At 71.1% G+C, this 20,561-nt stretch carries 16 protein-coding genes; 1 reads left to right on the top strand and 15 read right to left on the bottom strand.

All coding sequences use genetic code 11. The features are described from left to right. Positions 1-370: 370 nt before the first annotated feature. The 3 genes from eno to ITJ54_RS14730 all read right to left on the bottom strand — a co-directional run bounded on the left by eno (position 371) and on the right by ITJ54_RS14730 (position 3,983). On the bottom strand, positions 371-1,660 hold the full coding sequence (eno, locus tag ITJ54_RS14740; protein WP_194629546.1) for a phosphopyruvate hydratase: 1,290 nt from the start codon (positions 1,658-1,660) through the stop codon (positions 371-373). A gap of 98 nt (positions 1,661-1,758) precedes the next feature. Beyond that, positions 1,759-3,012: a histidine--tRNA ligase gene (gene hisS / locus ITJ54_RS14735; protein ID WP_194629544.1), complete on the bottom strand. Its 1,254-nt coding sequence runs from the start codon at positions 3,010-3,012 to the stop codon at positions 1,759-1,761. 290 nt (positions 3,013-3,302) lie between these two features. After that, a complete protein-coding gene (locus ITJ54_RS14730) occupies positions 3,303-3,983 on the bottom strand; it encodes a MazG family protein (RefSeq protein WP_194629542.1) in 681 nt (226 codons plus the stop codon). A 134-nt stretch (positions 3,984-4,117) separates the two neighbouring features. Here ITJ54_RS14730 and nhaA point away from each other — a divergent pair, with 134 nt between their 5' ends. Beyond that, the gene (gene nhaA / locus ITJ54_RS14725; RefSeq protein WP_194629540.1) at positions 4,118-5,296 is read left to right on the top strand and encodes a Na+/H+ antiporter NhaA; all 1,179 of its coding nucleotides are present in this window, start codon (positions 4,118-4,120) and stop codon (positions 5,294-5,296) included. Between the two features lie 101 nt (positions 5,297-5,397). On the opposite strand, the gene mfd is transcribed toward nhaA, so the two are convergent. The 12 genes from mfd to ITJ54_RS14665 all read right to left on the bottom strand — a co-directional run bounded on the left by mfd (position 5,398) and on the right by ITJ54_RS14665 (position 20,519). Next, positions 5,398-8,997, bottom strand: a complete 3,600-nt coding sequence (gene mfd / locus ITJ54_RS14720; RefSeq protein ID WP_194629538.1) for a transcription-repair coupling factor — start codon at positions 8,995-8,997, stop codon at positions 5,398-5,400. 101 nt (positions 8,998-9,098) lie between these two features. Further along, positions 9,099-9,683, bottom strand: a complete 585-nt coding sequence (gene pth, locus ITJ54_RS14715) for an aminoacyl-tRNA hydrolase (protein ID WP_194629536.1) — start codon at positions 9,681-9,683, stop codon at positions 9,099-9,101. 33 nt (positions 9,684-9,716) lie between these two features. Beyond that, positions 9,717-10,349 (bottom strand): 50S ribosomal protein L25/general stress protein Ctc, encoded by a 633-nt coding sequence (locus tag ITJ54_RS14710; RefSeq protein ID WP_194629534.1) that lies wholly within the window; start codon positions 10,347-10,349, stop codon positions 9,717-9,719. 231 nt (positions 10,350-10,580) lie between these two features. After that, positions 10,581-11,501: a hypothetical protein gene (locus tag ITJ54_RS14705; RefSeq protein WP_194629532.1), complete on the bottom strand. Its 921-nt coding sequence runs from the start codon at positions 11,499-11,501 to the stop codon at positions 10,581-10,583. 25 nt (positions 11,502-11,526) lie between these two features. Then, complete coding sequence (gene manD / locus ITJ54_RS14700) at positions 11,527-12,912, bottom strand: D-mannonate dehydratase ManD (RefSeq protein ID WP_228509483.1); 1,386 nt, start codon at positions 12,910-12,912, stop codon at positions 11,527-11,529. Continuing rightward, positions 12,909-14,186, bottom strand: coding sequence for a mannitol dehydrogenase family protein (locus tag ITJ54_RS14695; protein ID WP_194629530.1), 1,278 nt, complete (start codon positions 14,184-14,186; stop codon positions 12,909-12,911). Before ITJ54_RS14695 ends, manD begins: the two co-directional genes overlap by 4 nt. Beyond that, a complete protein-coding gene (locus ITJ54_RS14690) occupies positions 14,183-15,070 on the bottom strand; it encodes a sugar phosphate isomerase/epimerase family protein (RefSeq protein WP_194629528.1) in 888 nt (295 codons plus the stop codon). The genes ITJ54_RS14695 and ITJ54_RS14690 overlap by 4 nt, the downstream gene beginning before the upstream one ends. Further along, entirely contained in the window at positions 15,067-16,287 is a 1,221-nt protein-coding gene (locus ITJ54_RS14685) for a Gfo/Idh/MocA family protein (RefSeq protein ID WP_194629526.1), read from the bottom strand. Before ITJ54_RS14685 ends, ITJ54_RS14690 begins: the two co-directional genes overlap by 4 nt. Further along, positions 16,284-17,120 (bottom strand): sugar phosphate isomerase/epimerase family protein, encoded by an 837-nt coding sequence (locus tag ITJ54_RS14680; protein ID WP_194629524.1) that lies wholly within the window; start codon positions 17,118-17,120, stop codon positions 16,284-16,286. Before ITJ54_RS14680 ends, ITJ54_RS14685 begins: the two co-directional genes overlap by 4 nt. 89 nt (positions 17,121-17,209) lie before the next feature. Continuing rightward, positions 17,210-18,160, bottom strand: a complete 951-nt coding sequence (locus tag ITJ54_RS14675) for a carbohydrate ABC transporter permease (RefSeq protein ID WP_194629522.1) — start codon at positions 18,158-18,160, stop codon at positions 17,210-17,212. Then, positions 18,157-19,179, bottom strand: coding sequence for a carbohydrate ABC transporter permease (locus ITJ54_RS14670; protein ID WP_194629520.1), 1,023 nt, complete (start codon positions 19,177-19,179; stop codon positions 18,157-18,159). Before ITJ54_RS14670 ends, ITJ54_RS14675 begins: the two co-directional genes overlap by 4 nt. Beyond that, on the bottom strand, positions 19,179-20,519 hold the full coding sequence (locus ITJ54_RS14665) for an ABC transporter substrate-binding protein (RefSeq protein WP_194629518.1): 1,341 nt from the start codon (positions 20,517-20,519) through the stop codon (positions 19,179-19,181). The genes ITJ54_RS14670 and ITJ54_RS14665 overlap by 1 nt, the downstream gene beginning before the upstream one ends. Positions 20,520-20,561: the final 42 nt, after the last annotated feature.

Here is a 20,561-nt window from a genome sequence, read left to right as displayed (position 1 = left end):
CGTGCGAGACGCCCCCGTGTCACGGCCGCAGTCCTCCCGACTGTTAGCCGGACACCGCCGTCAGGACACGAGACATCCCCGTTCTGCCGAGACGCCCCCGTCTCGATGCGGTGCGGGCGCGTGGTCATGCGCGAGACACCCCTGTTTCGTGCGAGACGCCCTCGAGTCAGTGAAACACCGCCAGAAACGGCGGCGTCTCGGGATGCCCGGGGCGTCTCATCGAGACACCGGCGTCTCGCCTCGCCCTGCCCCGGTGCCAGCTCCGACCTGCCCCGCGCCAACCCCTCCCCACCGCCGGCACGAGCAGTCGTCCGCCCGCAACGACGAGACGCCGCCCTCCCGGTCGGGAGGACGGCGTCTCGGGTGGGTCCTAGGACCAGAGCGATGCAGAGCGCGGGAAGGCCGTGCGGCCGGCGTAGACCGCGGCGTCGCCGAGCTCTTCCTCGATGCGGAGGAGCTGGTTGTACTTCGCGACGCGGTCCGAACGGGCCGGGGCACCGGTCTTGATCTGGCCGCCGTCGACCGCCACCGCGATGTCCGCGATGGTGGTGTCCTCGGTCTCACCCGAGCGGTGGGACAGGATCGCCGTCATGCCGTGGCGCTGCGCGAGGGACACGGCGTCGAGGGTCTCGGTCAGCGTGCCGATCTGGTTCACCTTGACCAGGATCGAGTTGCCGGCCTTCTCGTCGATGCCCCGCTGCAGACGCTTCGGGTTCGTGACGTAGAGGTCGTCGCCGACGATCTGGAGCTTGTCGCCGAGCTCGGCCGTCAGGTGGGTCCAGCCCTCCCAGTCGTCCTCGGCGAGGGGGTCCTCGATCGTGGCGAGCGGGTAGTCACGGGCCAGGTCGACGAAGTACTGGGTGAACTCCTGGCTCGAGAGCTGCTTGCCCTCGAACGCGTACTTGCCGTCGTTGAAGAACTCGGTCGACGCGACGTCGAGGCCGAGTGCGATGTCCTTGCCCGGCGTGAAGCCGGCCTTCTCGATGGCGGCGAGCAGGAAGTCCAGCGCGGCGCGGTTCGACGCGAGCTCCGGCGCGAAGCCGCCCTCGTCGCCGAGGCCGGTCGCGAGGCCCTGCTTCTTCAGCTCGCCCTTGAGGGCGTGGTAGGTCTCGACGCCCCAGCGGAGGGCCTCGGAGAAGCTCTCGGCGCCGTAGGGCACCAGGAAGAACTCCTGGATGTCGACGTTGGTGTCGGCGTGCGCGCCACCGTTGACGACGTTCATCAGCGGCACGGGCAGGGTGTGCGCGTTCGGGCCACCGAGGTAGCGGAACAGCGGCAGGTCGGCCGAGTCGGCGGCGGCGCGGGCGACGGCGAGCGAGGCGCCGAGGATCGCGTTCGCACCGATGCGCGACTTGTTCTCGGTGCCGTCGAGCTCGATGAGCGCGGCGTCGACGAGGCGCTGGTCGGTGGCGTCGAAGCCCTCGAGCGCGGGGCCGATCTCGTCGAGGACGGCCTCCACCGCCTTGAGGACGCCCTTGCCGCCGTAGCGGGACGCGTCGCCGTCACGCAGTTCGTATGCTTCGAAGGCGCCGGTGGAGGCACCGGACGGCACGAGCGCGCGCGACACGACGCCGTCGTCGAGGAGGACCTCGACCTCCACGGTTGGGTTCCCTCGGGAATCGAGGACTTCGCGTGCTCCTACGGCATCGATCACGGCCACGGGGTACTCCCTAAACGTTGCGGTTGTGGTGCTTGCGGATCGATCCTAGCGACGACCGGTGAACGGTTCCGCCGCTCCAGGTGACCACTGTGGAGAAGTCAGGCGAGCGGACGGAACTCCACACCCTGCAGCGTGGTGGTCTCCGCCCCCACGGTGGCGAAGGCGCCGAAGCCCTGGGCCGCCAGGCCGGCGAGCTGGTTCTTCGTGTTCTTGGTGCGTCGTTCGAGCCGGACGCGCTGGTGGGACCCGAGCGCCTCGCCCTTGAGCGCAGCCAGACGGACGGGGTCGGTGTCCTTGTCGTACAGCAGCACGACGGCGTCGCTCGTCGCCGACTCGGGCAGGTCGACCAGGTCGACGAGGCGTTCGAACCCGAGCGAGAACCCGACCGCGGGGACGTCCTGGCCGAGGAAGCGCCCGATCATGCCGTCGTACCGACCGCCACCACCGAGGCTGTAGCCGAAGTCGGGGTGCGCGACCTCGAAGATCGTGCCGGTGTAGTACCCCATCCCGCGCACGAGCGTCGGGTCGAAGCGCAGGTCGACTCCCGGGAGCGCCGCACGGAGGCGGAGCAGGTCGTCGAAGGCCTCGGCGTCGAGCCAGTCCGCGCCGACGGCGGTGTCCCAGTCGGCGCGCCCGAGTTCCTCGATCGTCAGCGCGAGCTCGGCCGTGTCGAAGAGGTCCTGCCCGAGCGTCTCGCTGAGCTCCACGGCGACGCCGTTCGGGCCGATCTTGTCCAGCTTGTCGATGGTGATGAGCGCTCGCTCGGCCGCGGCGGGCTCGGTCACGCCCCAGGAGGCGAGCATCGCGGTGAGCACACGGCGGTCGTTGATGCGGATGGACGTCCCGGTGACCCCGAGTTCGTCGAGCGCGGCCGTCGTCGCGCGGATCAGCTCGATCTCGGCGAGCTGGCCGGGTTCACCGAGGACGTCGATGTCGCACTGCACGAACTGCCGGTAGCGCCCCTTCTGCGGACGCTCCGCACGCCAGACCGGCGCGATCTGCACCGCGCGGAACACCGTCGGCAGCTCGGCCCGGTGCGAGGCGTAGAAGCGCGCGAGCGGCACCGTCAGGTCGAAGCGCAGTCCCAGGTCGACGAGGTCGAGCGGGCCCTCGGCAGCGTGCAGGTCCTCGGCGGTGAGCCCACGGCGGAGGACCCCGAACGCGAGCTTCTCGTTGTCGCCGCCGAGTCCCGAGTGCAGGCGGGCAGAGTCCTCGACCACGGGGGTCTCGATCTCGTCGAAGCCGTGGCGCGCGTACACGCCGCGGATCACGCCGAGGACGTGCTCCCGACGCGCCTTGTCCGCGGGGAGGAAGTCACGCATGCCACGGGGTGCCGTCACGGTCGTCGCCATGGCTCAATCCTGTCAGATCAGAACTCGGACTTGCAGTCTCACCGATCTACTCATATGCTGGATCCAGAACCTCGGTTCGGCGGGTGCCTGATCCACCCGCCGGATCGGTCGCGAGGGCACTGTGCTGCAATGTGCCCCGCGGTTCGGGCGGGTATCCCTGCCGGCGTCGCTCCCTGGCGACGCCGAGCGCCCGCTCGCGGGCGTCCTCCTTTTTCGGGTTAGGAGGACGCCCGCACTTCTCGTTCCTGCTGTCGCCGTCGCGGTTCTCGTGACGCGCACGGATCAGAACGTCAGACGACGTCCGCTGCCCGCCCCTCGGCCTCGAGCATCGCCGCAGCAGCACGCAGACTCGCGATCGGATCGATGCCGGAACGCCGAGCCTCGGCCACCGAGGCGAGCATCCCGACTCCCCACGCCACGTCCGCGCGCGGACCGCCGCCGTCAGCGTCACCGTCACCGGCGCCAGCCCCGGCCGACCCCACGACCGCGGCGACGACCGTGTCGGCGTCCCCACGTTCCTCCAGGCGTTCCAGCAGCTTCACCGCACGCTCCAACGGCGGCATCGCCCGCGGCACACCGTCGAACGCACTCGTCCGCGCGGCCTTCTCGGCAGCCTTCGCCGCCCGCCACACGCGGACGACGTCCTCCACGGTGTCGGCGCGCTCGTCCCCGAACACGTGCGGGTGCCGTCGGGTCATCTTGTCGCGGGCGGTCGCGGCGACGTCGTCGAGTCCGAACAGCCCCTCGTGCTCGGCGATCCCGGCGTGGAGCACGACCTGGTAGAGCACGTCCCCGAGTTCTTCGCGCAGGTCCGCCGGGTCCCCGTCCTCGATGGCGTCGACGAGTTCGTAGGCCTCCTCCACCGCGTACCGGGCGAGGGAGGCATGCGTCTGCGCACGGTTCCACACGCAGCCGCCGTCCGGCGCGAGCAGGCGGTCGACGACGGCGACGAGGTCCTCCATGGCGGTCATCCAGCCATGCTCGCACGGCCGCACAGCTGCGCGGCCGTGGCCCGGAGCCGGCGTCGGGGGCCTCCGGTACACTGGTCGTGGCGTGTCGGGAAGTCTGGTCGACGGACCGTTTCCCGAACCCTCACGGAGTCCCATTGCTCGCGCTCGTCCGCTCCCCTCGTTTCAGTGCCGTCGCCCTCCTGACGGCCGCCGTCCTCGGCCTCGTGCTCGCGAACACCCCCGCTGGCCCCGGGCTCGAACGCCTCCTCGACCTGCATGCGCCGTGGGGCGTCGTGGGCCTCGACCTCTCCGTCGCGCACTGGATCAGCGACGGGCTGCTCGCCGTGTTCTTCCTGCTCGTCGCGATCGAGCTGAAGCACGAGCTGGTCGCCGGTGAGCTCGCGAACCCGAAGACCGCGGTCGTGCCGGCGATCGCCGCGGTCGGCGGCGTGCTCGTCCCTGCCGGCGTCTACCTCGCGGTGACCGCGGGGACCCAGTACACGCACGGGTGGCCGATCCCGACGGCGACGGACATCGCGTTCGCACTCGGGGTGCTCGCGATGTTCGGCCGTGGGCTGCCGTCCACCATCCGGGTGTTCCTGCTCGCGCTGGCGGTGCTCGACGACCTCATCGCGATCGTCATCATCGCGGTGGTGTTCGCGCACGACACGGACTTCCTGGCGCTCGGCGGCGCGGTCGTCGTGCTCGTGCTGTTCTGGGTGCTGGGACGGATGCTGCGGCCGGGGCGCTCCGGTCAGGGCTGGCTGATCGTCGGCATGGTGGTCCTCGGCCTGGTCACGTGGTGGCTCGTGTACCACTCGGGCGTGCACGCGACGATCGCCGGGGTCGCGCTCGGGCTCGTCCTGCCACGGCGCCCCGGGCACACCCTGCACGAGCGGGTCGAGCCGTGGTCGAACGCGATCGTGCTGCCGGTGTTCGCGTTCGCCTCGGCCGCGGTGATGATCCCCGCGGTCGGCATCGGCGAGCTCTCCCCCACGTTCTGGGCCGTCGTGCTCGCGCTGCCCGTCGGCAAGGTCATCGGCATCACGCTGTTCGGCGCCGTCGCGACGCGGCTGTTCCGCGGGCCCGGTCGGCCGTCGCTGTCGTTCTCGTCGATCGTCACCGTCGGCGTGCTCGGGGGCATCGGCTTCACGGTGTCGCTGCTCATGAACGAGCTGGCCTTCGCGAGCAACGACGAGATCGTCGACGAAGGGGTGCTCGCCGTCCTGGTCGGGTCCGGGATCGCGATGGTGGCATCGGCCGTGGTCGTCAGCCTCAAGGCACGGCACCACCGCGCGCGCCGGGAGCTCTCCGAGGCCGAGGCCACGGAGTAGCACGGGCAGTCCGGGCGGCGGGCGCACCACCCACCGGACGGGAGGCTCGGTGCGGGCTGGCACCGGGCCTCCCGTCCGACGGGGGTGCAGACTGCAGGCGGCTACGCCGCCGGGGCCTCCGCGGGGGCGGCTGCGCCGTAGACGGCGGTGAGGATGCTCTCCACCCACCGGATCAGGGCGTCGTCGGGCAGGGCCAGGTCGTGCGGGCGCGGCACCGGGATGCTCGACGCGTTCTGCTGCGGGAACCACTTCGCGCCGGGGAACATGCGCTTGAGCCGGACCTGCGACGAGTCGGCGAGCTCCTTGCCCGCGACCCGCAGGTTCGACCCCATGACGACGACGTCGGACAGGCCGACCTGCTGCGCCATGCGGCGGAGCCGAGAGACCTCGACCAGCGTCTGCACGGGCTGAGGGGGCGTGCCGTAGCGGTCGGTGAGCTCGTCGAGCACCATGTCGATCGCGTCGTGCTGCGCCGTCGGGGCCGAGGCTGCCGAGAGCTTCTGGTAGGCCTCGAGGCGGAGGCGCTCGGACTCGACGTAGTCCTCGGGGATGTGCGCGTCGACGGGGATCTCGAGGCGGAGCTCGGTCTGCCCCTCGGCGACGTCCCCGCGGAACTGCGAGACGGCCTCGCCGATCATGCGGAGGTAGAGGTCGAAGCCGACACCCGCGATGTGCCCGGACTGCTCGCCGCCGAGCAGGTTGCCGGCCCCGCGGATCTCGAGGTCCTTCATCGCGACCTGCATGCCGGCGCCGAGCTCGTTGTTCGCCGCGATGGTCTCGAGGCGGTCCTGCGCGGTCTCGGAGAGCGGCTTGTCGGCGTCGTAGAGGAAGTACGCGTAGCCGCGCTCGCGACCACGACCCACGCGTCCGCGCAGCTGGTGGAGCTGCGACAGGCCGTACTTGTCGGCGCGGTCGATGATGAGCGTGTTCGCGTTCGCGATGTCGAGGCCGGTCTCGATGATCGTGGTGGAGACCAGGACGTCGAAGCGGCGCTCCCAGAAGTCGACCATGACCTGCTCCAGGGCCTGCTCGGACATCTGCCCGTGGGCGACGGCGATGCGGGCGTCCGGGACGATCTCGGCCAGGTGCGAGGCGACCGACTGGATGTCCTTCACGCGGTTGTGCACGTAGAAGACCTGACCCTCGCGGAGCATCTCACGCCGGATCGCCGCGGCCACCTGCAGGTCGGACTGCGGGCCGACGAAGGTCAGGATGGGGTGGCGGTCCTCGGGTGGGGTGGCGAGGGTCGACATCTCGCGGATGCCCGTCACGGCCATCTCGAGCGAGCGCGGGATCGGCGTCGCGGACATCGCCAGGACGTCCACGTTGGTCTTGAACTTCTTGAGCTGGTCCTTGTGCTCGACGCCGAAGCGCTGCTCCTCGTCGATGATGACCAGGCCGACGTCCTTGAACTGGATGCCCTGCGACAGGATGCGGTGGGTGCCGATGACGATGTCGACGGTGCCGTCGGCCAGGCCGGCGATGGTCTCCTTCGACTCCTTCTCGGTCTGGAACCGGCTGAGCGCGCGGAGGTGCACGGGGAACCCGGCGAAGCGCTCCGCGAAGGTCTCCATGTGCTGGCGGACCAGCAGGGTCGTCGGGACGAGCATCGCGACCTGCTTGCCGTCCTGCACGGCCTTGAACGCCGCACGGATCGCCACCTCGGTCTTGCCGTAGCCGACGTCGCCGGAGAGCAGGCGGTCCATCGGGATCGGGCGCTCCATGTCGCGCTTGATCTCGTCGATGGTGGTGAGCTGGTCGGCGGTCTCGGCGAACGGGAAGGCCTCTTCGAGCTCGCGCTGCCACGGGGTGTCCGGGCCGAACGCGTGGCCCTTCGACGCCATGCGTGCCGAGTAGAGCTTCACGAGGTCGACGGCGATGTCGCGGACGGCCTTGCGCGCCTTGCTCTTGGCCGCGGACCAGTCGCTGCCGCCCATCTTCGACAGGCTCGGGGACTCGCCGCCGACGTACCGGGACAGCTGGTCGAGCTGGTCGGTGGGGACGAAGAGCTTGTCGCCCGGGTACCCGCGCTTCGACGGTGCGTACTCGAGCACGAGGTACTCGCGCTGCGTCTTCACCGCGTTGCGGCCGCCGCTCGAGACTTCTCGCGAGACGAGCTCGACGAACTTGCCGATGCCGTGGGTCGCGTGTACGACGACGTCGCCCGGCTTGAGCTGCAGCGGGTCGACGACGTTCTTGCGGCGGCTCGCGAGCTTCTTGACGGTGCGGGCACCCTGCTGGGCGCTCCGGCCGTAGAACTCGGCCTCGGACAGCACCGTGATGCGGGGGTCGGGGATCGAGAACCCCTGCTCGACGACGGCGGTGGTGACGACCGCGACGCCGGGCTCCGGCGGCCCGGTGACGAGACCGATCCGTGCAGCGACGCCGGCGTCGGCCAGGACCTGTACGGCACGCTCGACGAGGCCCTGCCCCTGCGCGGTGACAACGACCGCCCAGCCGTCGTCGGTGAGGGCCTTGACGTGGGCGACGGCACCGTCGGCGCTGCCCGCGAAGCTCGGGACGGCGTCGGCGCGGACCCGGACGTACTCGCCCGCCTCGGCGACGGCGTCGGTGTCGGAGAGCGGTTCGTCCTGCCCGCTGTCGAACGGCGAGATCGTCCACCAGGTGCGCTGTCCCCGCGTGCGCTTCAGCTGCGGCACGGTGAGGAAGTTGCCGGCGTCGAGGTCGATCGGGGCCTGGGCACCGGCGACCGCGGCGCTCCAGGCTGCCTGCAGGAACTCCTGGTTGGTCTCGGCGAGGCTGTGCGCACGACCGCTGACGCGCTCCGGGGAGAACACGGCGATCGTGGCGCTCTCGGGCAGGTAGGTGGTCATCGGGACGAGCTGGCGCACGAGTGCCGGGGCGAGGGACTCCATGCCCTCGACCGGGATGCCCTCGGCGACCTTGGCCAGCATCTGCGACATGCTCGGGAACTCGTGCAGCATCTCGCGTGCCCGCTGCCGGACGTCGTCGCTCAGCAGGAGCTCGCGCGAGGCGGTCAGTTCGACACTGTCGAGGTCGTCCTCGGTCGAGCGCTGGTCGGCGACGGAGAAGGCCTTGATGCCGTCGATCTCGTCGCCGAAGAAGTCGACGCGCACGGGGTGGTCGGCGGTGGGCGGGAAGACGTCGAGGATGCCACCGCGCACGGCGAACTCGCCGCGGCGCGTGACGAGGTCGACGCGGGCGTAGGCGAGGTCGACGAGCTGCCCGGCGATGGCGGCGAGGTCGTTGCCGCGCGAGGCCGTGCGGAGCACCACGGGGCTCAGCTCGGTGAGGTTGTCCGCGATGGGCTGCAGGGCGGCGCGGACGCTGGCCACGACCACGGTGGTCGGGCGGTCGGTCCCCGCGGCGGCGGCGTCCTGCCAGCGCTGCAGGGCGCGGAGGGTCGCGATGCGCGTGCCGACGGTCTGCGCGCTCGGGCTGAGGCGCTCGTGCGGCAGGGTCTCCCACGCGGGGAACTCGAGGACCTCGGCGTCGGGGAGGTAGCTCGACAGGGCGCCGCGCACCGCCTCGGCTTCACGACCCGTGGCCGTGATCACGAGGACGCACTGGGGGCCCTTGCGCTCGGCCATGAGCGCGCCGAGCAGCGGCACACGCAGGCCGTCGACGACCGAGAAGTCGGCGTCACGAGGAGCGGCGCGGAGGACGCGATCGAACGCGGAGGCGCGCGAGAGCGCAGGGATGATGCCCGAGATCGTCACTCAGGACATGGTACCGGCCAGGTCCGACAGCGGTCGCGGCGTGCGCGACCAGCGAACGCGGCGGGTCAGAACCGGGCGTCGACGGGCCGAGCCCCCGCTCGTCAGGACGGGGCGTGCACCCGTTGCTGCGCGGCCACGAGCCCGAGGTCGACGACGGCCTCGACCGCGTCGGCAGCGTCCGCCAGCAGGTTCGGCAGCGTCTTCTTCTCGGTCGGGGAGAAGTCCCGCAGGACGTAGTCGGCGGGGTCCTGGCGCCCGGGGGGACGGCCGATGCCGACCCGCACGCGGGCGAACTCGTTGGTGTTCGTCGCCTTGATGATGTCGCGCAGGCCGTTGTGCCCGCCGTGACCGCCGGAGCCCTTGAGGCGGACGGTGTCGAACGGCAGGTCGAGCTCGTCGTGGATCACGATGAGGTCGGTCGGCGTCGCGCTGTAGAAACCGAGGACCGAGGAGACCGGTCCACCGGAGGTGTTCATGAACGACCCCGGCTTCGCGAGCACGAGGCGAGGCCCACCCGGGACCAGCCGCCCCTCGGCGACCTGGTTCGGGGTCTTGTGCTTCCGGAACGTCGCACCCATCCGGGCAGCGAGTTCGTCGAGGACCATCTGGCCGACGTTGTGGCGGTTGCCCGCGTAGTCGGGCCCGGGGTTCCCGAGCCCGACCACGACGAACGTTCGATCTGCCATCAGCGTCGACCAGATGTCTCTACGGTGTGCTGCCTACTCGGAGTCGACCGGGGCGGAGCCGCCCTCGGCACCGGCTTCGGCGCCCGCCTCAGCGGCGGCCTCGTCGGCGGCCTCGTCGTCAGCGGTGCCACGCGGGGTGACGATCGCGACGACCAGCGCCTCGGCGTCGGTCTCGAGCTCGGCGCCCTCGGGGAGCTCGAGTTCGGAGGCGTGGATCTGCTTGCCGTCCTCGAGGCCCTCGACGTCGACCGACACGTGCTCGGGGATGTCCGTCGCGAGGACGAGCAGCGAGACCGTGTTGAGGTCCTGCACGTGGATCGTGCCGGCGAAGGACTCGCCCGTGATGACGACGGGGACGTCGACGGTGACCTTCTCGCCGCGGCGGAGGACGACGAGGTCGATGTGCTCGATGATCTGGCGCACCGGGTCACGCTGGACGTCCTTGACGAGGGCGAGCTGCGCAGCGCCGTCGATGTCGAGGTCCACGACCGCGTTGGCGGTACGGACGAGAAGCATGGTCTCGTGGCCCGGGAGGCTCACGTGCTGCGGCTCGGTGCCGTGGCCGTAGATGACCGCGGGGATCTTGTCGGCAGCGCGGAGCTTGCGGGCAGCGCCCTTGCCGAACTTGGTGCGGACTTCCGCTGCGAGCTTGGTGTAGTCGGCCATGGTGCCTCCTGGTCTCGGGGACGACACCGGGGTGCCGGCATCGTGGGGTCTGTGGTGTTGCAACTCGAACGCGTGCACGCGTGAGGAACGGTCCCAGAGTCTGGCCGGATCTCCCACTGCGTCGATCACGGCCGCGCGTACGCGGCCCTCGCCGAAGTCGACCACCAGCGTACCAGTACCAGCCCGGGCGTGTCGGACCACGGTGGTCGAGTCGGACGTCCGGCGAGTGCGTCAGCGGCCGAGGGAGCGACGGTGCTCCTGCGCGGCGGCGAGGAGGTCGCGCGCGCGGTCGCTGGCCGACTCGGCGTCATCGCGGGAGCGTCCGAGCCGCTCGACCTCGGCGGTGGCACGGTCGAGGTCGCGCGCGAGTTCGGCGCGGCGCGCTTCGGCGGTCTCGAGATCGCGCTCGGCGGCGTCGAGGGCCGCGTCGGCCTCGCGGGACTCCGTCCGCGCGGTGGTCTCGGCCTGGCGGGCGGCCCGGCGCTCGGCAGCGGGGTCGGCCCGTGGCTCCTCCGGTCCGGGCTGGTCCGGTTCGTCCGGGTGGTCCGGTTCGGTCGGCCTGGAGGCTCGGCTCGACTTCCGCGCGCGCCTCCCCTCCTCGATGTCGATGGGTGGGGCACCGCTGCCCGACCAGGCGTCGGGGACCGCGTCCGGCACGGCGAGGGCGCCGTCGAGGTCGACGTCCTCGAAGCCGACGCTCTCGAGGGGCTGCACGAGGAGGCCCGAGCGGACGGCGGCCCCGGCGTGCGGGTCGGCCATCGCAGCCTCGATCGTGGCGCGGACCTGGTCGAGGACGGCCGACGTGGCGGGGTGGCCGGCGTCCGATGCCAGGTCCGCCCCGGCCTGCGCCAGGGCGCGCACCACGCTCGTGCGCTGGCGACGGAGCGCGCTGATCTCCTGCGGGTCCGCGTTCGCCTGGGCCTCCCGCAACGACGGACCCAGGTCGACCGCCTCGTCGAGGGCCTGCTCGTGCGCCAGCAGGTCGACCACCCAGGCGGCCGGAGCCGGCTTCCGGAGCTTCCCGATCGCCGCGGCGGTCTCGCGGTCGTCCTTCCGCATCGCCCGCTGTCGGGCGGTCCGTTCGGTGACGAAGTCCGCCGGCGCGACGAGCAGGAGCTCACGGGCGACCCCTGCGAGCGTGTCGATGTCCACGCTCGCAGAGGCTACCCGGGGCGCCTCACCAGTCGTGGACGGTGCCGTCGGCCAGGCGGTTGAACGGCAGGTAGGCCTGTTCGTAGGGGTACTTGCCGGCCTCGTCGACGTCGAGCGACACGCCGAGTCCGGGCTCGTCACCGGGGTGCAGGTAGCCGTCGGTGAACGTGAACGTCTGGCGGAACACCTGGTTCGTGCGGTCGCCGTGCTGCATGTACTCCTGGATGCCGAAGTTGTGGATCGCGAGCCCGAGGTGCATCTGGGCCGCGAGCCCCACCGGCGAGATGTCGGTCGGCCCGTGGAACCCGGACTTCACCTGGTACAGCGCGGCGTAGTCCATCGTCTTCTTCAGCGGCGTGATCCCGCCCATGTGCGTCACGGCACCGCGGACGTAGTCGATGAGCTGGTCGCGGATGATGTCCTTGAAGTCCCAGATCGTGTTGAAGACCTCGCCGATCGCGAGCGGCGTCGTGGTGTGCTGCCGGACGAGCTTGAGGGCCTCCTGGTTCTCCGCCGGGGTGCAGTCCTCGAGCCAGAAGAGGTCGTACGGCTCGAGGGACTTGCCGAGCTTGGCGGCCTGCAGCGGGGTCATCCGGTGGTGGCCGTCGTGCAGGAGCGGCAGCTCGGGGCCGAACTCGTTGCGGACCGCCTCGAACACGGTCGGGAGGTGGCGCAGGTAGGCCCGGGTGTCCCAGTCCTCCATCGCAGGGAAGGCCCCACGCTGCGCCGGCTCGAAGTCGTACCGGACGCCGGCGTTGCCCTCGGTCGTCCGGTTCGACGCGATGCCGTAGATCGACTCGAGCCCGGGGACGCCGGTCTGCACCCGGATGGAGCGGTAGCCCTCTTCCTGGTGCGCCCGGATCGAGTCGAAGAGCTCGGGGAGTTCCTTGCCCGAGGCGTGGCCGTACGCCATCAGCCCGGTGCGCGAGGCGCCGCCGAGCAGCTGGTAGAGCGGCATGCCGGCGACCTTGGCCTTGATGTCCCAGAGCGCCATGTCGACGGCGGCGATCGCGGCCATCGTCACCGGACCGCGGCGCCAGTACGACGAGCGGTACAGGAACTGCCAGGCGTCCTCGATGCGGCTGGCGTCACGCCCGACCAGCAGCGGGACGACGTGCTCGGACAGGTACGCCGCGGCGGCGAGCTCCCGCCCGTTCAGCGTGGCGTCCCCGAGTCCGGTCACGCCGTCGGCGGTCGTGATCTTCAGCGTGACGAAGTTGCGGTCCGGGCTGGTGACGATGACCTCGGCCCGGTCGATCAACTGCCGACGGTCGGCGCTCGCCCACGTGTCGGGGCGCCCCGCGGTCGGGTCACCGCTGCGGTCGTCCGTCGCGCCGGGAACGGGAGCGGCGGGGTTCGTCGTGCCGGTCGTGCCAGCCGGGGCGGTCGGGGCGGGGGTGGCGTCGGTCATGCGTGGACTCCTTCGTCGGAGGGCCGGCGGGCTGCTGCCGCGGCGGTGCGGATGCGGTCGGCCGCGGCGGTGACGGCTGCGACCACGGGGGTGGTGTCGAGGTCGGGCGCGACGACGCCCAGGACGTCGTGCACGTCCGAGCCTGCTCCGGGTGCGCCCGGGTCGTTCACGAGGTCCGGCTGCGTGGTCACGTGCAGCCACCACGCGGCGAGCAGGGTCGCCGCCCCGGGACCGATGCCCGCCGACGCGTCACGGTCGAAGCGGTGCCGGACGACGTCGACCACCCGCACGGGGAGCTTCTGGGAGCCACCGGACGCGATCTGCGCCAGGGTGTGCCGGATGCGCGGGTTGGCGAAGCGCTCGACGAGGGCGGCGCGGGCGTCGGCGACCTGGTCCGCGGGCAGCGGGAGCTCCTGGGCGGCCTCGTCCCACAGGCTCTCGACGGCCGAGCGGCACACCGGGTCGGCCATCGCCTGTTCGACGGTCTCGTGGCCGAGGAGCAGCCCGAGGTAGGCGAGCAGGGAGTGCGACCCGTTGAGCAGCCACAGCTTGCGCTGCTCGTAGGGGGTGACGTCGTCCACGATGCGGGCGCCCGCGGTCTCCCACGCGGGTCGCTCCCCCGCGAAGGCGTCCTCCACCACCCACTCCGTGAAGGGCTCCGTGACGACGGGCACCCGGTCGCCGTCGAGGGCACCGGGCAGCGCGGCGAGCTCCGCGACGTCGTCCTCGGTCGTCGCCGGGGTGATCCGGTCGACCATCGAGCTCGGGAACGTCACGGTGGCGTCGATCCAGGCCTGGAGGGACGGGTCGGTCACGGCGTCGCGCACGGCCTGGCGCAGGACCTCGCCGTTGTGGGTGAGGTTGTCGAGGCTCATGAGCGTCAGCGGGCCGGCGTCGGCATGCCGACGGGCGTCGAGGCCCCTGACGAGGCGTGCCGGGACGTCGGAGCCCGCGCGGTACCCCTGCTCGGTGACGGTCAGCGTGACGACGGTCGTGGCCGGCGACGCGAGCGCCGTCGTCCACGCGGTGTCGTCGCTGCCCGGGTGTGCGGCGACCACGACGTCGATGACCTCGGCGGTGTCGCCGTCCGCCGCCCGGGTGACGAGCGTGGAGCGGCCGTCCTGCGCCGTGAGTGCCTCGGCCATGCCCGGGGACCGCCCGGTGAACGCCGTGATCCCCCACGGCTGCCCCGACGCGTGCTGCGTGTACCAGGCGAGGTGGGCGCGGGCGAAGGCCCCGATCCCGAGGTGGACGATGCCGGGTCGACGGCTCACGCGGTCACCGGGGCCAGCGACCGCAGGTACGCCAGGTTGTCGGCCGTCCGTTCGGCGAGCGGCAGGTCGGTGGAGAAGTCCTCGATCGTGACCCAGCCGTCGTACCCGAACGCGCGGAGGTCGTCGAGGTACTCGGACACCGACGCCTTCCCGGTGCGCAGCGGGGCCCACTCGTGCTGCCAGATGCTGCTGCCGTCGGCGCGGGTGTCACCGGTGTCGACCCAGCGGGCGTTCTTCACGTGCACGTGCGCCAGGTACGGGCCGAGGAGCTCGAACGCGGCGAGGTGGTCCTCGTGCCCCTCGATGACGAGGTTGCCGAGGTCGTGGATCACCCCGACGTGCTCCGGGTCGAGTCCGTCGACGAGCCGCAGGGCTGCCGAGGCCGACGGCGTGATGGTCATGTGGTGGAGCTCGACGAGGGCCTTGACGCCGAGGTCCGCCGCGCGGGACGCCGCCCACTCGAGGTCGGCGCGGGTGCGGTCGAACACCTGTGGGTAGGTCTCGCCGGTGCGGGTCTTCTCCTGCCGGTAGACGGGCATGCTGACCCGCACCTGCCGGGCACCGAGCTCGCTCGTCACGCGGAGCATCGTCTCGACGCCGTCGTGGTCGGCGGCCTGCTGGTAGCCGCCGATGCCGGAGTACTCGAGCCCGGCGCCGTCGGTGATCCGGGCGATCTCCCCGACCTGGTCGGTGATGCCCGTGTACTGCCAGGTCGCGTTGTTGCCGGCCCAGAAGGCCCGCTCGGCGGGCACCGTGGTGCCGTCGGCGGGACGGTCGTCGACGATCCGCCACTCGACGCCGTCCCAGCCCTGGGCCGCGAGCGTCTCGGCGGCCTGCGACGGGGTCCAGTCGGGGGTGGACGCGGTGAACACGGAGAACTTCATCGGGCTGCTCCTTCTGCTGCTGCTGCGACGGGCGAGGCATGCACGACCGGCACGACGTCGTCGTGCTTGCCGTCGATGACGTCGTCGATCCGCACGGGCTGCCCGAGCGTGGCACTGACGTAGAGCCCGCGGACGGTGGCGAGGGACACGAGGGCGTCGTCGACGGTGACGCCCGGGTCGCGCCCGGTGCGGATCGCGTCGACGATGTCGTCGTACTGCCGGCCGTGCCCGGCGAGGAAGTGCTCGGGCTCCTGCGGGCCGCCGACCACGTGCTCCGGCCCGACGACGTCGGACTTCTGGTCGACGGCGTCGGCGACCGCGGTGGCGTTCGCCGTGGTGGCGGCGGACTCGAGCGTGGCGGCGTCCGGCGCGACGTGGAAGTAGGCGAGCTTGTCGTCGTCGACCACGGCCGACCCCTGCGTGCCGTAGACGGCGTAGCGGGCAGACAGGCCCGGGTACGCGGCCGTCGTGCAGTGGATGACCCCGAGCGCGCCCGTGTCGAAGCGGACGGTGGCGACGGCGGTGTCCTCGACCTCGATCCGGTCGTGGGCGAGCAGCCCGATCTGCGCGGAGATCTCCACCGGACGTCCGAGGGTCCAGACGAGCAGGTCGACGGTGTGCACGCCCTGGTTCATCACCGCGCCACCACCGTCGAGCTCCCAGGTGCCACGCCAGTCACCGGAGTCGTAGTACCCCTGCGAGCGGAACCACGCCACGCTCGCGACGCCGGAGGTCACCCGGCCGAACCCGCCCCCGTGGGCGGCGTGCGCGACCGCGACGGACGCCGGGTCGAAGCGGTGCTGGCTGATGACGCTGACGACCAGCCCGCGCTCGCGGGCGGACGCGGCGAGCGCGGCGATCTGCCGGGCGCGGGGCATGGTGGTGTCGAGGGGCTTCTCGATCACGACGTGCTTGCCGGCGGCGAGTGCTGCCTCGGCCAGCTGGACGTGCATGCCGGACGGGGAGCAGATCGCGACGACGTCGATGTCGGTCTGCGCGATGGCGTCCTCGATCGTGGCGGTGGTGAGCGGGCGCGGTGCCCCCGAGGCCTCGATCTCGTCGGCGGCGCCGGTGGCCGCGGCCGGGACGGCGTCGACGAGCGCGACGACGTCGAGTGCCGGGTTCGCGAGGGCGACGCGGGCGTGGTGGCGGCCGATGACCCCGGCACCGACGACGGCGAGCTTGAGGGGTGCGGTGCTGGTGGTGTCTGCGGTCATCGCAGGGTCACTCCGATCTGGTCGGTGAGGGTGCGGAAGGCCCGGCCGGCGCGGCCGAACGCCGCGGGGCCGGAGAACCCGCCGAGGGCGTTGACGTCGGTCAGGTGGGGTTCGAGCGAGGCGTACCCGGAGTACCCGGCGTCCCGCAGCGCCGTCAGCGTGAGCAGGAGCTCGCCGTCGCCCTGGCCCGCGGGGACCACGGACGAGTCGGCGGCGAGGGCGTCCTTCACCTGCAGGTAGTCGACGTACGGTGCGAGCTGCTCCCAGCCGTCGGTGAACGGCCGGACCCCGCACTGCACGTAGTTGGCGTTGTCCCACGCGAGCCGGAGCGACGAGGACCCGACGCTCTCGACGACGTCGAGCACCCGGGAGGGCACGTCGCCGTAGATGTCCTTCTCGTTCTCGTGCAGGAGCGTGACGCCTTCACGCGCGGCGAGGTCGGCGAGGGCCCGCATCCGCACGAGCACGTCGTCGCGGATGCTCTCGGGGGTGCGGCCTGCGAAGTAGAAGGAGAAGATGCGGATGTTCGTCGTGCCGAGCGCGTGCGCGGCGGCGATCGCGCGACCGAGCCGGGTGACCTCGTGCTCGACGGGTTCGTCGACCGAGACCTTGCCGATGGGCGAGGCGATGGCGGACACGGTCTGCCCGCGCTCCTCGAACACCCGGTGGAGTCCGGCGAGCTGGTCGTCGTCGAGGTCGACGACGTTGACGCCCCAGGCGCTGCGGACCTCGATCGCACTGGCTCCGAGCGCCTGCAGGACCGCGACCTGGACCACGGGGTCGGCGTCGATCTCGTCGCCGAACCCGGAGAGTTCCCAACTGAGCTGGGTCATGGCATTCCCTTCTTGGTGACCTGATGACCAGCCTGGACCGGCGGGGCGGACCCGCACCGGGCCTCCAGGCTGTCTGTGGAGAACTCGGGCTACTTGACGGAACCGGCGGTGAGTCCGCCGACGAGGTAGCGCTGGAAGATGAGGTAGAGCGCGACGACCGGCAGCGCGCACACGATCGAGGCGGCCATCATCTGGCCGTAGATCGGGACCGCGCCGCCCTCCTGCGTCGTGCCGAGCACCTGCAGGACCACGGCGACGGTCCGCGTGTTCGGGGTCGTCATGATCGTGGAGAACAGGACGTCGTTCCAGCCGAGCAGGAAGGCGAAGATGGCGGACACGACGATGCCGGGCCAGGAGAGCGGCAGGACGATCCTCGTGAGGATCTTCGTCGAGGACGCGCCGTCGATGCGGGCCGCTTCCTCGAGCTCCTTCGGCAGCCCGCGGAGGTACGTCACCATCACCCACGTGGAGAACGGCAGGGCGAACGTCAGGTACGTGACGAACAGGCCCCAGCGGGTGCCGATGACCTGCACGCCGGTCGCGCTCGCGATGTTGGCGAAGACGACGAACACCGGCAGCAGCAGGAGCGTGCCGGGGATCGACTGCAGCGCGAGCAGGCCCCGGAGGAACGTCAGGCGGCCGAGGAACCGGAAGCGGACGAGCACGTAGGCCGTCGACACGGCGAGCGCAGCGCTGCAGACGGCCACCGCGCCGGCGGTCAGGATGCTGTTGACGAGCCCCTGCCCGAGCGCGACCGTCGACCAGATCTCGGCGTAGTTGGCGAGGGTGAACTCGGACGGGAAGTACTCGCCACGGGCGACCGCGACGTCGGAGTTGACCGAGCCGAAGACGATGTAGAGCACCGGGACGGCGATGAACGCGATGATGACGGCGATCACGGTGACGAGCAGCCAGCGCGGCAGCAGTCGGGTGACGTCGGTGTCGTACGGACGCTTCTGCCGGCGGACGCCGCGTGGGGCCGTGATGCTCTCGGTGAGCGTGGCGGTCGGACGGGTCCTGGTGCTGCTGTAGCCGCTCATGCGCGTGCTCCCTCGACGTCGGCGGCTGCCGGGGCGGCCAGCACGGCGCGGTCGGCGCGGCGCTGCTTCCGGTTCGGGCCCGCGTCGTCACCGGTGTCGAGCTGGACGGCCCGCAGGTAGACGAAGAGCGGGATGGCGACGATCACGAGCGAGCAGATCGCCATCGCCGCGGAGAGCCCGAAGCGGAACGACTGGAAGCTGGCGATGTACGTCAGGACGGGCATGACCTCGACGCTCGAGGGCAGCGGGATGCCGAACAGGACGAACGGCAGCGTGAAGTTGTTGATGTTGTGCAGGATCGAGATGATCACCGCCAGGCTCAGCGGACCGCGCAGGTACGGGAACACGACGTCGCGGAGCTTGATCCACCAGGTCGCACCGTCGAGCGAGGCGGCCTCGTGCACCTCGAGGTCGACCGCCTGCAGCCCGGCGAGGGACAGCAGGTAGACGAACGGCCAGCTCGTCCACACCATCACGCCGGCGAGTGCCCAGTAGGACGCCGATCCGTTCAGCCAGAGCACGTCGGTGTGCAGGATCGAGTTCACGACCCCCTGCGGCTGGAGCATCGTGCGGAAGAACGTGCCGACGACGAACGCCGGGAGCACGTAGGGGATCAGGTAGACCGAGCGGACGAGTCCACGTCCGCGGAACCGGTTCTGCGTCGAGATGGCGGCGGCGACCCCGATCGGGACGGTGACGGCCGTGACGAGCACCGCGAGCGACACCGAGATCCAGATGGAGTGCAGCAGTGGCGAGTTCGTGAAGGCCTCGGTGAAGTTCGCGAACCCGACGAACGGGGCGCTGAACCACTGCCGGAGCGTGTACTGGTCGAGGTCGAGCATCGCGATGAAGAACCCGACGAGGAGCGGGACCACGATGATCGCGAGCATGAGGACCCCGCCGGGGAGCAGCATCCACAGGGGACGCTCGCGTTTGTACAGCGGGGTCGTGCCGTGGGGGCGGACCGGGCGGTGGCCCTCCGTCCGCCGCGTGGCGGGCTTGGTCTGCGTGTCGGTCATCACAGACCTCCGTTCTTCTGCCGGTCGAGCGTGGCCTGGGCGTCCCGCTGCGCGTCCTGCAGGCGCTTGCGGAGTTGGTCGTCGGTGACCTCGCCGCGCTTGAGCGACGGGATCGACTGCACGACGACGTCGACGAGTGCGAGCTGGATGTCCGACCACGCGCCGGTGAAGGCGGTGGGTTTCGAGAGCCGGCCGGCGTCGATGATGGGCTTGAGCTGGGGGTTCTCGGCCGCGAGCTGCGCGGCGGCGTCGACGTTCGTGGGCAGGTTGCCGAACAGGTCGTAGTACTCGAGCTGCGCCTTCTTGGTGCTCAGCTGCTTGATGAACTGGAACGACAGGTCCTGTTTGGTGCCGTAGTCGGCGACGACGAAGTTGTCGCCGGAGAGGATGCTGGCGGCCTCGATGCCGTCAGCCGGGCGTTCCGTGGCGCCCGGTGGCACGGTCGGCAGCAGGGCGAACTCGTACTTGCCGTCGACTGCCGTGCCCTTGAACGAGTTGATGGCCGTGGTGGTCGTCATCGGGAAGAACGCGGCCTTGCCGTCGGTGAACTGCGCGAGGGCCTGCGCGTTGTTCCACCCGATCGCGGCCTTGTCCACGACACCGTCCTTCGTGACCCAGTCGAAGTAGGTCCGGTAGGCCTGCTGCACGGCGTCCGCGTCGAGCTCGGCCTTCGAGCCGTCGACGATCGTGTTGCCGGCGTTCTGCGACATCCCCCAGATGAACTTCCACGGGTCGAAGCCGTCGGCGTAGGCGATCGCCATGCCGTGGCGGTCACCGGTCGTGGTGGCCTTCGCGTCGGCGGTGAGCTGGTCCCACGTGGTCGGCATCTCGGTGATGCCGGCCTGGGCGAGCAGGTCGGTGTTCACGGCCATCACGAACGGGCGGCTGGCGAACGGGATGCCGATCTGCTTCGAGGCGCTCGGACCCGAGATGCCGAACGACGCCGGGTCGAACTGGTCCTTGCCGCCGATGGCGTCCCACTGCTGCTCGCCCATCCGGACGAAGGCGCCGGTGGCGTAGGCGGTCGGGGTGAAGGTGGTGCCGATCGCGTAGACGTCCGGGCCCTGGCCGGAGATGACGCTCGTCTGGATGGCGGTCAGTTCCTCTTGGGCAGAGGAGTACGTCTCCCACTGGACGTCGGCTCCGGTGGTGCGCTTGAACTCGGCAGCGGTCTCCTGCTGCCACTGCTTGCGTTCCTTGGGGTAGGTCGTGTCCGCGCCCATCATGACGCGGAGCGTGTTGGGGTCGTCGCCGCTGCCGTTGACGATCGCGCATCCCTGCAGGGACAGCGTCGCGAGGGCGACCACGACCACGGAACCGATCAGGGTCCGTGTCTTCATGGGGATTCCTCCTCGAGCCTCCCCCGAGCGGCGCTGCTCGGG

It is taken from the genome of Curtobacterium sp. VKM Ac-2865, from assembly GCF_015350905.1.
In the GTDB taxonomy this organism is placed as follows: domain Bacteria; phylum Actinomycetota; class Actinomycetes; order Actinomycetales; family Microbacteriaceae; genus Curtobacterium.
The sequence above is the reverse complement of the archived record's forward strand: the minus strand, read 5'-3'. Positions and strand labels throughout refer to the sequence as shown.

Excerpts from the sequence above, each read along its gene's own strand:
- hisS (WP_194629544.1), bottom strand. The coding sequence starts at position 3,012 with ATGGCGACGACCGTGACGGCACCCCGTGGCATGCGTGACTTCCTCCCC.
- ITJ54_RS14730 (WP_194629542.1), bottom strand. The coding sequence starts at position 3,983 with ATGACCGCCATGGAGGACCTCGTCGCCGTCGTCGACCGCCTGCTCGCG.
- pth (WP_194629536.1), bottom strand. The coding sequence starts at position 9,683 with ATGGCAGATCGAACGTTCGTCGTGGTCGGGCTCGGGAACCCCGGGCCC.
- ITJ54_RS14710 (WP_194629534.1), bottom strand. The coding sequence starts at position 10,349 with ATGGCCGACTACACCAAGCTCGCAGCGGAAGTCCGCACCAAGTTCGGC.
- manD (WP_228509483.1), bottom strand. The coding sequence starts at position 12,912 with ATGACCGACGCCACCCCCGCCCCGACCGCCCCGGCTGGCACGACCGGC.
- ITJ54_RS14690 (WP_194629528.1), bottom strand. The coding sequence starts at position 15,070 with ATGAAGTTCTCCGTGTTCACCGCGTCCACCCCCGACTGGACCCCGTCG.
- ITJ54_RS14685 (WP_194629526.1), bottom strand. The coding sequence starts at position 16,287 with ATGACCGCAGACACCACCAGCACCGCACCCCTCAAGCTCGCCGTCGTC.
- ITJ54_RS14680 (WP_194629524.1), bottom strand. The coding sequence starts at position 17,120 with ATGACCCAGCTCAGTTGGGAACTCTCCGGGTTCGGCGACGAGATCGAC.
- ITJ54_RS14675 (WP_194629522.1), bottom strand. The coding sequence starts at position 18,160 with ATGAGCGGCTACAGCAGCACCAGGACCCGTCCGACCGCCACGCTCACC.
- ITJ54_RS14670 (WP_194629520.1), bottom strand. The coding sequence starts at position 19,179 with ATGACCGACACGCAGACCAAGCCCGCCACGCGGCGGACGGAGGGCCAC.
- ITJ54_RS14665 (WP_194629518.1), bottom strand. The coding sequence starts at position 20,519 with ATGAAGACACGGACCCTGATCGGTTCCGTGGTCGTGGTCGCCCTCGCG.